Annotated in this window: 10 protein-coding genes and 1 pseudogene; 1 reads left to right on the top strand and 10 read right to left on the bottom strand. The window is 35.0% G+C overall.

Features of this window, described 5'->3' with window-relative positions:
- Positions 1–54 precede the first annotated feature (54 nt).
- The 3 genes and pseudogenes from GC097_RS05795 to GC097_RS05805 all read right to left on the bottom strand — a co-directional run bounded on the left by GC097_RS05795 (position 55) and on the right by GC097_RS05805 (position 3,148).
- Positions 55–1,008 (bottom strand): helix-turn-helix transcriptional regulator, encoded by a 954-nt coding sequence (locus GC097_RS05795; protein WP_171682393.1) that lies wholly within the window; start codon positions 1,006–1,008, stop codon positions 55–57.
- Positions 1,009–1,166: 158 nt separating this feature from the next.
- Positions 1,167–1,409 carry an HIRAN domain-containing protein gene (locus tag GC097_RS05800; RefSeq protein ID WP_171682394.1) on the bottom strand — a complete coding sequence of 81 codons (243 nt, stop codon included), beginning with the start codon at positions 1,407–1,409 and terminating at the stop codon, positions 1,167–1,169.
- Between the two features lie 473 nt (positions 1,410–1,882).
- Positions 1,883–3,148, bottom strand: a pseudogene (locus GC097_RS05805) (IS110 family RNA-guided transposase).
- A gap of 195 nt (positions 3,149–3,343) precedes the next feature.
- Between GC097_RS05805 and GC097_RS05810 the strand changes: the two are divergent.
- Positions 3,344–3,700: a hypothetical protein gene (locus GC097_RS05810; protein WP_171682395.1), complete on the top strand. Its 357-nt coding sequence runs from the start codon at positions 3,344–3,346 to the stop codon at positions 3,698–3,700.
- A 166-nt stretch (positions 3,701–3,866) separates the two neighbouring features.
- On the opposite strand, the gene GC097_RS33845 is transcribed toward GC097_RS05810, so the two are convergent.
- The 7 genes from GC097_RS33845 to GC097_RS05845 all read right to left on the bottom strand — a co-directional run bounded on the left by GC097_RS33845 (position 3,867) and on the right by GC097_RS05845 (position 16,648).
- Positions 3,867–5,453: an HNH endonuclease gene (locus tag GC097_RS33845; RefSeq protein WP_216625654.1), complete on the bottom strand. Its 1,587-nt coding sequence runs from the start codon at positions 5,451–5,453 to the stop codon at positions 3,867–3,869.
- Between the two features lie 205 nt (positions 5,454–5,658).
- Entirely contained in the window at positions 5,659–5,877 is a 219-nt protein-coding gene (locus GC097_RS05820) for a hypothetical protein (RefSeq protein WP_171682396.1), read from the bottom strand.
- Between the two features lie 3 nt (positions 5,878–5,880).
- Entirely contained in the window at positions 5,881–6,255 is a 375-nt protein-coding gene (locus GC097_RS05825; RefSeq protein WP_171682397.1) for a L5-gp82 domain-containing phage-derived protein, read from the bottom strand.
- 173 nt (positions 6,256–6,428) lie between these two features.
- Positions 6,429–7,229, bottom strand: a complete 801-nt coding sequence (locus tag GC097_RS05830; RefSeq protein WP_246293979.1) for a hypothetical protein — start codon at positions 7,227–7,229, stop codon at positions 6,429–6,431.
- Positions 7,230–7,241: 12 nt separating this feature from the next.
- Positions 7,242–10,673 (bottom strand): DUF6079 family protein, encoded by a 3,432-nt coding sequence (locus tag GC097_RS05835; RefSeq protein WP_171682398.1) that lies wholly within the window; start codon positions 10,671–10,673, stop codon positions 7,242–7,244.
- A gap of 2 nt (positions 10,674–10,675) precedes the next feature.
- The gene (locus GC097_RS05840) at positions 10,676–11,548 is read right to left on the bottom strand and encodes a DUF4007 family protein (protein ID WP_171682399.1); all 873 of its coding nucleotides are present in this window, start codon (positions 11,546–11,548) and stop codon (positions 10,676–10,678) included.
- Between the two features lie 30 nt (positions 11,549–11,578).
- Positions 11,579–16,648 (bottom strand): FtsK/SpoIIIE domain-containing protein, encoded by a 5,070-nt coding sequence (locus tag GC097_RS05845; protein WP_171682400.1) that lies wholly within the window; start codon positions 16,646–16,648, stop codon positions 11,579–11,581.
- Position 16,649 lies beyond the last annotated feature (1 nt).

Genomic DNA, 16,649 nt, shown 5'->3' on the forward strand with positions numbered 1-16,649 from the left:
ATGAAAAAACCACTCCACAACGTTTCTACCGTCAGAATGGCTCGATCCATATTATCATTTATATACATTCATCCATGCTTGCAATTGTTCTTTCATGGTTTCCCTATACGATTTCGGCTCCAAAATCTCTGCATTCGGACCATATTGGTACACCCAGTTCAGAAACTCCCTATCGTGATTCAGTGTCACCTCAAAAATCAAGCTACCATCCGGTAAATCCCGCATTTTGGGTCTAACAAATAGCTCTTCTTCTTTGATATACCGAGCAATAACCGGTGAAAACTTAACCTTAAAATGAATATGCTCTTCACCGCGCTCAATGGACCAAGTGTTCTTCAAGTATTGTTTGATACTAAAATCGCCTTTACTGTATGTAAGATTCGTTACATCGACTGCTTTGAATCGGCTTAATCTGAATGTTCGAATGGCTTTGGCCTGGTGACAAAAACCAATTAGGTAAAAACGCTTATCCCTAGGAACTAAATAGTAAGGATCAATTAACCTTTTGGTTTCCGTATTTCTGCTTTGTGTATGATAAACGGCCTCGATTGTTTTGTGACTCAGAATAGCTTGGAGAATATCAAACAGAAAGTTCTGCGTTGTCTCTTCTTTATAAGCTGGCATCCCCATTTGGATCGCTTCGGTAATATTTTGAATAATATCTTTGTTACGGGACTTCTCCTTCAAATGAGTGGCCATTACTTTATCATAAGCCGTTTCAAACCCATCCGGCAGCTTATCTTTATCGACCACAGAAGGAAGCATAGAGAGAACCATTGCTTCTTGTTCCGTAAAATTCAAAGGATACATCGAAAAGTTCCCCATAAATGTGTAACCTTTGCCGTATCCTTCATTCGTAACTGGTGCAATGAGATCAAGTACACGAAGATCCCTATAAATGGTTCTTTCGGCAGTATCACATTTGATAGCAAGTTCTTTAGCTGTAATCCCTGGATTAGCCTGGATAGCATTAAGCATTTTAAATAATCGAATGACCTTGTCAATCATCGGTGTCTCTCCCTAGAACTAGAACTAAATTCCTATTTCTAGTACATTCGATTTTTTTTTTCAAAACCCTTTAAAAATGAATATATCTAAATTTAAGAACGCCATATTTCTGAAGCTTTGTAAATATGGTTTCATGAAAAATAAATCTAACAACTCTCCTAACATTTCATTATCGAAACTATCATACACACGGCCTGCGCTCCTGAATCCCATGGAACGGTGTGAGTACTGTTGGCAACAGAACCAATCTTTCCTATTAGTGCGATAACTGCTCTGATTGCTTCCTGATCGTAACGATTATCAGGCTCCTTAACGAGATGAATAACTTGCCCGGTCTTAATAAAATTAGAACCAAAATAATGCTTCATCCCCCTAACAGCTATGTAAACAGATTCTTTCATTCTCTTCGCTCTCCATAACAACCTACAAATATTATGCCATCCAGACAATTATTGTTCATTGAAAATAAAGTATTAGTTTTAGACTTGCAGAGGCAATAAACTCCCTCGGTATGATTTGATTTCCTCACGCAAGCTCGTCTATTCGCAGGATTTCATCCTTTAGATTTTGGTGATGAACGAAAGATAGCGAGATATATTAGGATGTGTTGTTAAAAAGGCATGCGGGAACAGAGGTGAAGTTAATTCACCCAATACATTCCAGATGATGCACGTATTCTCCACGATGCCCTTAGCGATTTTCACTCCCATGTCGGGGCGGGTCAAATGCCCTATCATTCGTCACATCTATCTAAGGGGTGGAGGTCGGTCTTTCTAACGGAATGGGTCGGAGCCCTTTTGTTTAACGTATCCCGATACTCCGTGCTTTCTTTGTCTCCTGCGAATACGCCAACTTGCGTGAGATAAGGTTTATGTTAAGCTGCTAATGCAAAGATTTTATCGGGTTTGTAAGCTACATCACTACGAGCCATTCCTACTAAGAGTCGAGCTAGCTTACCACATAGCTTCATGATAGACTTCATCTTTTTAAGCTTTTTTACCTGAACATTGTAGTGATGTAAGGCTTTAAATTCTTGGTTACTCATGACCATGCACATCGTAATTAAATAGAGAAAGTGACGTAGCCGTGGACGACCTCGTTTACTGAGCTTCAGTTGTCCCTTCCATTTACCCGAGCTTGCTTCGGTTATATTAAGTCCTGCATGACGGAGTAGAGCGTTCCCATGCGCATAACCTCGAAGATCTCCAGACTCTCCTAAAACACCAGCTAGAGCAATTGCACTTATTCCAGTAATGGCAAGGATTTTGCCTGAATAGGGGATACGTTCAACAACGTCCTTGGCTTCTTTTTCGATCCTTTGCAGTTGTTTAGTGGCTAAGTCATGCTCCTCAAGAAGCTGCTCTAGATGGAGTTTGTAAGCATGTGTCGCCTGCTTAGATCCAACCGTTTTCTTGGCAAGATCGATGAGTAGGTGAGCTCTTCGAACACCAGAATGGCGTTTCATTGATTTCTGCCATCCTTTAATGACATCGTCAGGACTTAGTTTACTTAGCTCAGTCGGGAGCGGAAAAAGCCGAAGTGTTAGCAATGCGCCCTTGCAAGTTAAGATCTTAAAGACTTGTCTCAGTTCAGGGAAGACAATGTCGACCCAGCGGTGGATTTGGTTAACGGCACTTACGAGTCGTTTAACGACCGTTTCTCGGTTAGCCATAAGCACTCGCAGCTCCTCGTATTCGGAAGAATGGAAGCGGACAGGGGAGTAGTAGCCGTTTTTCACCATGTCGGCAATAACTAAAGCATCTTTTTTGTCGCTTTTAGAGCGAGTATTGTCGCGGTTTTCTTTATTCTTTTTAACCAGGTGAGGATTAACAAGTACGGCTTCAATGGCTTTGTTTTTGAGCCACCCGGCAAGGCTTAGCCAGTAATGGCCAGTCGGTTCCATACCAACGATAACTTGAGATAATTTAAATGAAGCTAGCAAGTCGCGAATCCAACGGTCGAGGGACTTGAAACCATCCTCGTCGTTACTAAACACTTAAGGATTACCAAGAGCGACACCTCGAAAGTTAACCGCTCTGGCAACGTGGGCCTCCTGAGCAATGTCTACACCAACAACAATATGATGAAAGGTAATGTTTTCAATGAGTTGATTTTGCTTATCTTGTGATTTAAACTTCATAGTAGAGCGTCCTCCTGGATGATGGAATTAAAGGGCTTTTGACCCGTTGCGTACTTCCATCGTACCGAGGCGCTCGTTTTTTTACAAAGCTGAAATTTATCCATCTACAGGAATCTAACGGAAGTCTTTAAAAATATTTTGGATTTTTATGGTACAATCGGTCTATAAAATTGGTCATATTGGGAGATGTATATAATGAAGATTACTATGGAGATGAGTAAAGGTGCTTATGAAATAGCCAAAAAAGTATATTTAGGAAAAATGACAAGAGGCGAAGGGAAAGTTGAAATTAACAGAGTTACAGGTATGAATGAAGGCTCTGCACAAGCATTTATCACTATATTTCTGGCTATGATGAATGGAGAAGTATATAAAAGAGCATTTAATAATGATACAAATAAATATTTGCTTGAAAGTATTAGACAAGATTTTAGTGAAGGTTTTCACAAAAAAGCTTTAAATGCAGTACAGAAACATATAGATTACTACTCTACTTTAGGAAAAGGGAACTTAACTGGTTTACAACAAATTGTAAATCAAATGGGACATTAGTCTCGGTCTACCGGGGAAATGCAATAAAATAGCGGCAGACCAGGACTTTATTTCCTGTCCAAGCCTGCCGCTATTTCTATAACTTAGCCAATCTAACACTATTATTAATATACTTGATGCTTTCTAAAAGTGTAACTATGATGGTACTTTCATTTATTAGAACAAATCAATGCTTAAATACGAACGAATTATGCCATTTTAAAAAGTCTTTATTTGGTGCACAATCTTTGGGATAATAAATCATTTTGTTCTCATACTGCTCTAATATTATCTTTATTGTCGTCTCACAAAAATTTGATATTACAACTTTGTAATCTACTGAAATTGTTATGTAACCTTTATCAAACGCTTTATCTAATAGAACAGATAAGCATATCCCATTTGATGGATCAAGACGAGTATCTTTTCTTTGAGCCCACGGTATAATATGCGAGGCAACTAAAAAATCCTTTGAACTGATGCCGGTTATCGCACATCTATACCCATAATTAAATTTCACCTTGTCCGCGAATACTTTATGACCTACTCTTCGCTTTTGAATCCCAACATAGTCATCAACAAAGAAATCCATCATTTGTTGTCTTTGAAGCATTTCAATTTCGATGTCCAAATCTTCAAGATAGGTTTCTTCAAGATCAATACTTGCTATATTAAGAAGTCCGATAAAATCATTCTTAGTAATTTTAGTCAGCCTGTTCTGTTTTATAAAATATTCGCTAAGTACACCTTTATCTTCAAAGTTCCACTTGAAACTTTCAAGATCCGATGCATGAATTAGGAACGGTATTGGTTTAATAATTTCTGCACGTATTTTATTAGAGCTCAAAAACTCAATTGACTTAATCTTTCCAAACCCAAAGAAGTTAGATTCATTAATCCCAGATGACTTTGATGATCGCCTGAAAATAAAGAAGTCACCTGTATGCACTTCATTTAAGTCATTCGACTCCCATTCATAAAACCTAAAATCTACTTCTCTAGACTGCTCGTCACTATCAGAGTCAAAAATAAAATATTGGGTTGTTTCCAATTCAATTTCTTCCCTAACTATATCAATAAGTTTATTGTTCGGATTGACAAAAGTTGAATTAGATTCCTCCCAATTTTCCTCGACACCTAGAAAAAGGATGTTATATCTTGTTTCATTTACTTTCTCTAGTCGAAGAATAATGCCTAATACACTTTCCGGCACCCCGCTTTGATATGCACTAAATTGACTTGGATAACTCTCCCTCAACATTTTTGAAAACTCTTTATCCCAGAATAATCTTGTTCGTGCAGTTTTTCTATTCTCCATAATAAAATGAGCTTCAAATTTCTTTCCTCTATGAACAAAAACAATGTCTCTTTTTTCACCGTGAATAATGTTATCTAAATTAAAAAAAGATCTAATTTCTTTTGGTATCCCGGTTCCTCTATGTAAAAACGCGGATTTATCGAGTTGCTTTTGTGCTACTGAATCTGATATTACTGTCCAGGAAAAAGAAGAAACCATTTCTTTTATTGCTTTTACTTCAAATCCAAGCCCAATAAGAAACGTATTTGATTCATCTCCACCACTGAATTCACTTGATTCTAATTCATTTCCATTAGCATATCTATTAGCGATACCAATAACATACTTTGGTGGATATTCTTTACCATCAAATATAAGTGCAAACTTAGTAGGTCTTCTATTATCAGGTATTCCATACGAGTCAATTTCTTCAATAGCTTTCAATATGTGCTGCCTATTAATATTCTTTGGAATCATATAATCGAACCCTTCTACGAGTTAACTTAAATTAATTCTTATAACTATAGTATATTTCATTGCCGTCGTATTTAGATAGATTGTTAATGATATTATAATTACGCGGGGAAACTAGAGTAGAAACTAAAGATGACTATTTTTTCGTAGTCAGTTTCAAAGCATTTAATTATTAATCAAAATAAAAAAAAAAAGACCCTTGGGTCTGTTAAAAAAGCGAATCTGCTAAATACCAATCCTGATCTTTTTTATACCAGACAGTAGAGTTCTGTCCCTCTTCCTCGTTTGTTACTTTTAACATAATTCCCTCGTGTTCCTCATCCCACGCAGTAAAATAAATCGCATGATTATCCCTGCCATCGTATGTGAGATTATAAAATAAGAACTGGTCCTCAATCTGAGCAATCAGCTTTTCTTTTGAATTCATTACTTAATCTCCCTCTAAATAAAAGATTGATTTTCCAATACAGAACACTCTTTTTGCTCGAAGAACTTCTTTACCGGAATCTATATCAATAAAGCTTTCACAAAGATAAGGGTTGTATTTAGCCTTATTATAGTGCTCCAGATCTAATTCTGTCGGAATCGTTGAAATTTTATCACCAATAATAAACGCATGAACATTTTTCCTTTTTTCCCTTAGAACTCTTTGTCTTCCTTTTTGGCTTACTTTAAACAACACATTCTCTAATAAAAGCGAATGTTCATGTGCAACAATTTTTCCTGTTCGATGATCTTTTACCGATAGACAGCGTTTATGAAGATTGTAGTAAATGGCAACTTTTTGATGGCCTTCATTGTTCATATTCTCACTCAGCCCATGGAAATTTTTTTATTAGTATGGCTCCATGCACTATATTCAATACTTTCCAAGTGGGTTCCTGAGGAATAATTTTTTCATATTGTAATTTGTTTGACTAATCGCGATAAAATAGAGCAAAAAAAAGACCGTCGAGAAGACTCGACAGTCGATTTTGTTCAAATTGTACATACACAAGGCACTGTATCATCCTTTTGTTTCAAAAACTTCGTTATGCCTTCACGATCCATTTGTTCTCTATATTGCCTTAGTGTGAAAGGCCCACCATCTTTTTTCAGAATCGAAACATCTTTTTCAAAGTTTTCTCTAAAGCGTTCTTCCATTTCTTCTTGAAGCTGGTATTGATTTGGCCATATTTTATATAACTGTGCATAGTGCTCATATCCACCTCGAACACATCTTCCTCCACAATTCGCATGGGAGAAACCAAGATCGTACATCCGCGGCAGCTTGATTCCCCAATCTTCCTGAATAATCTTTTTAACATTCATATCTTTAATAAATGTATCGATCATTGGAAATCTTGTTTCAATTGGTTCAAGCGGATAATGCTCATAAAACTTTGTGAGGTTCTCTGCACGATGCTTTTCATGAGGACCAATTCCAAAATAGAGAATTGGTTCTAATTTTTCTTGATCTCTTAACTCCTCTAAAAAAATCAAAGTTTGACGCACCTTAAGCTCTTCAGAACATTTAGCTAGTCTAGAATTACCCAAAAACCGATCGTCAATGAATACCTCTTCTGGAGTTCTTCCATCCGTACGATAAGTAATATCAACTCCAATATAATCCGAGATCTCGTTCATAAAACGATAATTATCTTCATCTTCCCAAAGTGTGTTGGTAAAAAATAGAATACAATTATCTTTGCCATGGGTTTGCACCATATTATAGGCTACATATGCCGAGGCAGCCCCGCCGCTGAACATGGCTACATGTACTGGTCTTCTAAGTGTCATTTCCCTTCCCCCTTAGTTAGCAATCTCCTCAAGAAGTTTCCATACCAAATATTTAAGTTCTTCTTGAGGAATTGTTCTTCCCGCGCTTTTAATAAGCTGCTTTGCATTATTTAAAACAACTTGGGATTTATGCGATAATTCAACCTTAGTAATCGAACCAATTTGATCATTTCCATCATGGATTTGGATCAGATGATCACTTTCAATATTTGATTGGAGTTTCTCCCATTCAGTCTTCAAATGAGCTAAAAACATTTCATGAGTGGTATCTGACCATTCATGCCGTCTTACGCCAACTAACTGCTCAGTTAAGTCGTCAATCCAAGATTCCTCATTGCCTTGTACTAGAGCCTTAATTAATTTATTAGACTGTTTTAAAGAAGTATGTTGAGTTTGAGCCCACTCTACTAAGCCATCCCGACTAGTGAATCCGGTAGTCGAATAGATAAACTCCATTATACCATTTGCATGGTTTTTAAAAGAACTTTCAATTTCTGTTTTTATTTTTTCTAGATTTGAAAAACCATCAGACGAATAGCTGCAATATAATAGATCTAGCGCTTTATGAGGATTTACCTCACTTAACCTAATAATACTTTTTAGCTCTATTGCATCTTCCGACATCTTCTCTGATATTTGAGTAATTCTTGGAAGTGATCTTAACCATACTAACAGAACATCACTTCTTAAGAGACGACGCTCAGAATAATTACTTTCGTGATCCCCAAATAGATTTGTGAGCTGCTTACAGAATTGTCCCATTTCATTTGACATTTCATAATACTGATACAAGTAGACTTCATCGTTTTTCATCATCTCATATATGACTTCTGCATCCATATTTGAAACGAACATATCGTTTGCAAAAAACAATAGTTGATCCCAGTGATCTCTTAATAAAGCTACTAAAAGGATCGGAATTACAGGTTCTCTAATCCCATAAGGAGGTTTTTTTAATATTCCTGTTAGATCAGAAAGCTTACCATTTTTGTTATCATTAATTTGTTTAATTAAAGCAACACGAAGCTCCATTAATTCCAGAGTGGGTATTTCATCCAAATTTTTGAGATCAATAAAATTATTCTTTAACGTTGTAGCGTAAATTAAATAGTCCGGCCCTTGTCCTACAATACCAATATTATCATCCTTCTCATTCACAAGTATATTGTTTAGAACATTAATAGCTGCACGATACTGAACGTTATTAAGCTTCTTTCTGTTAAAAGAATCATTTCTGATCTCTGGTGTTTTTGGATATAATTCTTCCATAAGTAGACTTAACCATTGTTCTAAAATCATTTCACTCTTAATCGTAACCGTCGTACCATTAATTATCCATTCAATATCATTTGAGAATTTCGTGAATTGTTGTAGGTATTGATTAATTTGATAAATAATATCCTCTTTTATTAAGAGCAACTCATTATTAACCCTATTGTCTAAAGAGATAAATTCAGAATCTAGCAATAACTCATTTACAATCGCAAATTGTTTTAATGATTTCTCAATCATTTTTGTCGTAAAGATAGGAATTCCGGCAATAGCATTTAACGAGCTGGATGTTTTAATAATTTCAATAACAGACTGACGATGACGTTCATCCTCTATTAAAACGTAGAATATTATAGCATCTGACGAATAATCAGAGGTCAAATTACTCTGATCATTAATAAGATCCGAGCTCCAGATCGGAACCACATTAGCAAATCTTGTTATACTTTTCTCATCGTTATAATCTCTTGCTAAGTAGAAGCGTTTAGATATGTTCTCTTTGATAATAGCCAACTTCTCAGCCTTAGTTTGAATAAGAATTTCTTCTTTATCTTGAATAATTCTATTTATATCTACCGAACTTCCATCGTTTATTTCCCAATTCCCCAAATTTCGATTAAATCTTAAAGACTTTCTTTGAGTTAACAACTCTAATACTCTAGACAATTCCTCTTGTGAAACTCCTAGAGCCCAACTCAATAATTCGTCAGATATAGGGTATTTAGATTGAAAACTCACTAAATTCCACAATGTTATAAATTTAACAATCCGTAAGCCAAGATAGGTTTCATTTTCTGAAATCTTTTGCTTTACTTTTTTATACAGTTTGATAGGTTCGAAAATATCATCATGATAATTTTCATGTTCATGATAAAAATAATCTAATAACTTATCAACATAATACCAACCTGAGTCATACTCTATATGTTTCTTTAACCCAAACGGTTCAATATCTTCTAAGAAAGTGAAAAGAGTTCTTTCGTTTTGTGAGAGTAAATTAGATAAATTAGGAAGCAAACCTAGTGTAGCTGGATGAATAGGTCGCATTCCATTAATAACCATATTTTCAATTTCGGTATCGGTTAATGTTGGAAACATGGGGTATTTTTTAAGTCCCATTAACACAGTTCCTACGTCCGGCAAATCTGCCCTAGAGTTAATTCCCATCTCAATCATAGCCCAATGAGCTAATCGTATAAATGAAACAGAATCACTTTCTATGTAGGCCATACGGTAGCGTTTTTCAATCCTCTGTAGCTCTTGTTTTATTTCCTCTTCATATATAAAAGAATATTGCCGTAAATTGCGATGTGTAATCAGTAAGACATGTAGAACATCTGATGCATTTGCCAGTTCCGCTAAATCCTGCAAATCTTGCATTGTCTCATGTATATTAGCCAACCCAAGGGTTTGAAGGTATCTTCCGAATTCATCATAGACTAGAAAAATTCCCGTATCTAGTTGCTCTAGTGCGCCTAAAATAAATTGGATCTGTTCAACAAAATTATCTTCATATTCGACAATTAACTCAGAACCAGAGGTTAGATTAGGATAAATTGATCTAAACCAATTTATCTCCCTTTTATTAAAGGTTTTAATTTTTTCTTGCCAATCATTTAAGCTCTTCTCTGCTTTTTTTAGATACTCAAGAAAATCTCTATAAGTATTTGGATACCTCTCTTGCCAAAGAGCAATTGTTTCAAGAATTTTACCAGATTCATTCGGTAGTATTATTTGAATTCCATGATTTCTTAAAGTTCTTAGTATTGATTGAATAACAGTATTTCTAAATTTCCCTTTAACCCCGTTTATCACTACAGGTAAATACTTTTTATCTAGCTTTTTTATTTGGACTAAATCTTGATGAATTGAAGCATCAACACTTTCGTACTTGATAAGCAGAGAGTTAAATGTTTCATCATCGAGCGATTTAGCAACAATACTTGAAACAATATTACCCAAAAAAGATTTACCCGTGCCATATGGACCAATGACCATATGTGAGTGTGATCCTTCTCTAGTCAAAAAGCCCTTAAGAAGACTTGATATCGCATCGGCATGTGAAGGTGTCGGCATATATTTTTTAAATATCTCTGTATTACCTAAATCAAGCTGAATATTGATACTTGACTTAAAACTTAGCATTTTTTTTTGATCTATGTTAGTACTCAAGCCTACACCTCCTTAGATGCATATTCATTCTTCAAGTACTCTAAGGGAGTAATCTCTGGCCAACGAATAGTATCAATACGGTTTGTTCTAACAAACCGTATTGGATACTTAGGATGCTGAGTTAACAATTCTAGAGCACTTACGATGTTATTTCTTTTAAAATTAAATACTCTGCCCCACAGGCCAGGTAAATGTTGAATTTGCTCAACTGATAGAGAATCAATATTATTGATTTTTCCATAATCAAGTAAACAATACATAAGTGCTGGCAGTCCAATTTCTTCAATAGTAGGACTATTTTTATATATAATACCCTCTCGTTCACTTAATAATTGTAGTTGTTGGATTGGGCTCTGAATAACCTCCTCAGGGTCAGAATCTTTCTTTGATCCTGAGGTATACAGTAAGATTAAACAATCAATATCTCGTTTTAAAGAATTATCTGAAACAGTCTTACTTTCATTTTGCATCACCCAATTTTTCAATGAATTTTTCAACTCATTGATAGAGATTGCATTTTCGCCAACTATATTAAAAAACCAATACCAAGTAGTTGCGGGTTCTCTATTAGACACAAGATGATAGTGTAGTAAGCTAGCAGTTTCAGGATATCGAATAAAACGATCGTACTGATAGAAAATAGAAGCGAATTCAGTTAACTGATGGACCGTCTTCTTCTCTAAATTACGTCCCTCTTCAGCTATTTTCATTGATATAGTCCAGTATCTTGCGGACTTTATCATATTCTTCCCCAATCCTACTTTTTCAAAGGCAGCATCATCATAGAAGAAGCGTGGGTCTTCTTTAAGACTACGTATCATTTTTGACATCCAGTTTGGTCGTAAATAGAAACTTTGGTGTTGCCCATAACCCATGAAATATTCAATTCCTTCCGGCAAGTAGGTTTAAAGCAATGATGTAATATAGTCAGCAGAATCAATTTCTTTCTTTTCAAAGTACTTAAGTAACGAGCGTTTAACAATAGTTGTCAAAAAGGGGCTCTTTCCCCTTTTAATGACGGGAGCATCTGTTTTGGCTAGAAAGTCTCCTTTACCAGCTAAGCGTTCAGCACCTTCTTCACCTAGTATAATTGTTGAGGCATGGTGATCCGTTGCTCTTAAAGCAAGTCTTGCTCCCAAGTTGTTTCGAATATTTGTTGGTACGATATCCGCTTTAGGATTTTGGGTACAAATAATTAGATGAATACCAGCGGCTCTTGCTTTCTGTGAAAGTTTTAATATAGCTGTTTCTACTCGTGCAGAGATTGTTTTTTCTTGCATCATAAAATCAGCAAATTCATCAAATACAAGAACAATTCTTGGTAAAGATTCATCCATTACTTCTTTATACTGTTCGATGCTTGTAACAGTCTCACGAGCAAAGAGAGTATATCTTTTTTCCATTTCGACAATTAGATTCTCCAATACATCGACTGCCTCATCGATCTCAGTTATAACCTCTCTTGTATGCGCTCGGTTTTGGTAAACAGTAAACTCTACTTTCTTAGGATCAATAAAGATAAACTGCACATCCGCGGGAGAATACAAACACATCATTCCTAATATGATTGAATTCAGTGTCACACTTTTACCGCTACCAGTTCTTCCACCGGTTAACAAATGTGGTGTGTCAGAACTTGAAAAATCCAAGTATAAAACATCATTGATTTGATCAATACCAAGCGGCGCAATCAAATTAGTACCATTGATCTTATCTCCTAATTGCAGTCTAACCATTTTCATAAAATGCTCAAAATAAATCGTTTTAGGTTTCGGACGGATAATATCAATATTAATGCCTCTTGAATCAATAAAAATATGTGGCGCTGTATCTAGACCTAGCCATAGCTGGATATCATGTGCTCGATTTGTAATTTTACTCGCCGTCATACCTCTTGGTAAATCTAAAATAATCCGAACAACACTAGAACCAATTACAGAATCCTTTATCGTTATCGGGACATCATTCTGGTTGAAATTTATTTTCAATTTGCGTATATAATGATCTTTTAACTCCTCGATTTCCGGGTCTTCTTGTTCAGGAAGATTTTCATGTCCTACAAGAGCAATAACCTCTGGAAAAGTTTCGGAACCTACCTCAGAAACCTCATTTAGTTTCTCTTTTGGTTCTTTTTCTATTTCTAGTTCTTTTTCTGTTTCCTGATCTTCATCTTCGAGCCTTCCTGCTTCTATTTCTGGAATTTCAACTTCTACTTTCTCCAAATCTTCATTGGCTCTTTTCTCAATATCAACATATTGCCTTACTATTTGCTCCATTAACTCCTCAGGCTTAGAATTCAACTCAACAAAAACTGGTTCTATGGATTCATTATTAACGCCTAATGCATTCAGAATGTACGTCCGGTTATAAATTCTGTTGGAGTACTCGCCATCCAATGTTTCATGTAAAATTCCATTCTCAAGAGTTTCAAATGAATATGCGTTAAGATTTGAAGTATACACAAATGTATCGATAGCGGACTTAATCTCAACATCAATTTGATCTAAAGAAACATACTGCAATTCACGTAAAAGATTTGCATGCTCTGGTGAGAATGTTTTCAATTCAATTAAATGATGAAGTAACTCCTTCCTCCATAGATCGGCATCCATTTGTTCACTATTAAAATTAAATAATCTTTGATATAGATTTTCACCAGTGGTGATTTGCTTTATAGCGTCAAAGCGTTCTGCTTCAAACAGATTATGATTAATTAACTTTAGTTCTATAATGTCAAAAATAATTTTATACCTGTTTTCATTTCTACTAAATTTAGTCAGAACCATATCGGGTCTTCTTTGATTGGAGACAAACCACGGCAACTCATCGCAAATAGTGTAGATTTCCAAGCTGCCATCTTCTATTTTCCTCGCCTGAATTGCGAGATATGTAGCCAACATCTCGTGAGAAAACTTTCCTGGGCCTATGGCTTTTAATACAATTCCTCCAGCAATTTCCTTTACAAGTTCTACCGCTTCAATAACCTTTTCACGGTCAATCTGTTTGTTCTTCAAAAGAGAAACGAACTTTTTGTAAAGCCGATCGTAATATGCATGGTCTATGGAGGAATTAGAAAGTTTACGAATATATTTAGAAGAAGATAAAATAATCTTATACTTTTTATTGGTTCCTACTTTAGACTTAAATTGTATTACCTGAGCTTTCGGAGATGCTTGACGTAACAATGATTTATCCAAGTATCTGTCCATAATAAGGGACCAATTAAATTTGTCATGCATAAAATCAATTAGGAAGTTTTCCTTAATATTTGTTAAAGAAATAATGCTTTTCAGTAAGTACAATTCGTCCTTTGAAGGCATTGAATGCGTTTCTAAGATGAACTGAAGTTGATAGAAGTATTGCATTGCTTCTGGAAGATGTTCACTTACATATGAAATTCTTTTTATTGATTCATCTTTATTTAGAGGGTCTTTATAGATGGTTTCAAACCAGTTTTTTGAATCTTTCGCTTGAGTTTTTTCTAGGCGATACTGCACCTGATTACTTTGGCTGAAGTAATCAATTAATACTGCAATATCGGCATCTTTCATGCACTTTTCTATATCACTAGAGATTTTATTAATATCGCTTTCGGCAACAACATTAATATTTACTTTGGGAAATTTGGTATTCTCTCCAACACTTGTGTACTCTTCTTTTTGCAATAACCAACCATTTAGATGTTGATGCAATTTTGCCCCATGAGCTACACTATGGACTGTTATATTTAATTTCTTTATATTGGTCGATTTGAATAAACTATCAATAGTTCTTGTTATCAACTCGGCGTTAGAGCAGTACAAGAATAGCACATCAAGACAGTCTGTAGCATATGGGTATACCTCAGTGTAATTTTTAACCGTTTTTATAAATTCCGACGAAAAGGCTTCAATTAATTGTTCCGAGTTATCGACAACCGAATTTAGGAGAAACTTTCCTTCTCCCATTAATTCACTGCGTTCGACTAAGTAAGTACCTACTTCACTATCATTAACAAAATAGTGAGGTGCCAAAGATGAGGATTGTTCGAAAACATGTTCTAAATATAACTCGGTATTTTCTACTGAAAAATTGCCCGCCCTTACGCTACAAAACCAATGTTCTATTTCTTTTCCGACCTTCTCTAACCGCTTTAAATAAGAAATAAAACGAATCGGATGGAAAATCGTAACAATACGTTCTTGTACTGCGCCAATTTGTCCCTTCTTTACTTTCAATTCATCATGAACACCAATTACATTAATATATTTTAAGATATGACGGCTGACTGTAACAGAATCAAAAACATGTTTCATTAGCTCTTCCAAATTTACAATAAGCTCTTTATAATCAACTGACGCAATTCCATCACTTATCGCTTGTTTCAGTATTTCTTGATAGTAATTAGAAAAATCAACAAATCTAACTAGATTTTCTTCTATATTAGGTTCTTTCGCAGTTAAATAATGTTGAACTTGTGACTTTATTTCCGTAACTACGTTAATAACTTCCGGCTCGTTGTCTGCATAGATACGAAAATATGGCAAGTTACCACTTTCAATTTCATTAATTGTTGCAAGTAAATTGTTTGTATAACCAGACAATTTAAAACTACAAGCCTTTAACTTCTGCTCACCATTAATCAATTGTAATTCAAATTGAACTTCTTGATCCTTATCAGGATTTTCAGAAACATTTAAAGAACTATGTTCGAATTTAACTAACGGAATCAATTGTTCAATATTTAAAAGATGAATTTTCAAGAAATCAATAGTATCCTCATTTAATTTCCCATTTGTCACTTTTAAAATAAAATGACAATCTTCTTGCAAATCATCCGTATTAATTTCTTCTATTATCCGAAAAGCTTCGTAGCGAATAGCATGGAAAACGTCGCTGTACTCTGATGGATGTAGCAGCCGTTCAACAAATTTATTGACCTGTTTAAAAAGTGGAACAGATAAATGATTTTCAAATTCATCTACGAATTCTTGTATGAGTTCTGGGTTCTCTTCTGCAGCAATTGCTTTCGAAGCTTCATCAATTAACTTTATCTGATCCTTATCAAAATTATCTTTATGATCAAGTAATGCCTTCACAACCTTATCTTCTAATTTCCCAGGTCCTCTTTCTTTGTAATTGAATACAGTTTGAACAGTTTCCAGGTCGTATTTCAAAAATTCACTACTTTGCCTATCAATAAAAAGAATAGCCTCATTTCGGAATTGTTCTGGAGTTACAACCATCCATAATTCGTCTTTAGGATCAGACCCAGCTATATAATTGTCTAAACTTGCTAGAAGTTTATCACCATCTAAGTTTCTGCCGCTATTTTGAAGATGGGCTAGCTGATAATTTTTACGCAACCTAGTTAGACTAGTCTTTTTTATAGTCAAACGACTATCTCTAAAAAGGTTTACACACGGTAAGTTTTTCTGAATACGGTCATAAATAGAATCTATAGTATTTTGACTTATTTCCGTTAAAAAATGCAGCATATTTTGAAGTTGCGGTTCTGCAAAAGTATTATACATCTCAAAGAATAGTCTTAAAGAATCTACTTCTTGAGAAAAGACAACGTTCTCTTCAACAAGTATTCTATACAATACTTCTAGTCCTTCTTTACCAAGAAGTCGGGCTTCATCAATTCCAAACATATTCTCTAAGCTCTGAGCTTCAGCAGTAGCCTCATTAAGAATTATTATTAATGCTTGTTTAGATTTAGTATTATTTCTTAACCAAGTAGATGTTTCAACATGGTTACATTCAAACATTGGAAATCCTTGAACCGGCGTTATTGTTCTAATAATTGGTTCATAATATTGATTTAATTCATTATTTTCTTTTAGCTCGTTTAACAAGGAAGTAATATTACTTTCATTAAAACCACTAATTTTAATAAAAAGCTTTTCAGAATATGCTGCTGATTGTTGAACAAAAAACTCTTTTAATAGGGCACTAACCCATTTCCCAGCTAACCCATTGGCATCTAACATT

Origin of the sequence: Paenibacillus planticolens (genome assembly GCF_013141725.1) — a bacterium.
In the GTDB taxonomy this organism is placed as follows: Bacteria; Bacillota; Bacilli; order Paenibacillales; family NBRC-103111; genus Paenibacillus_E; species Paenibacillus_E planticolens.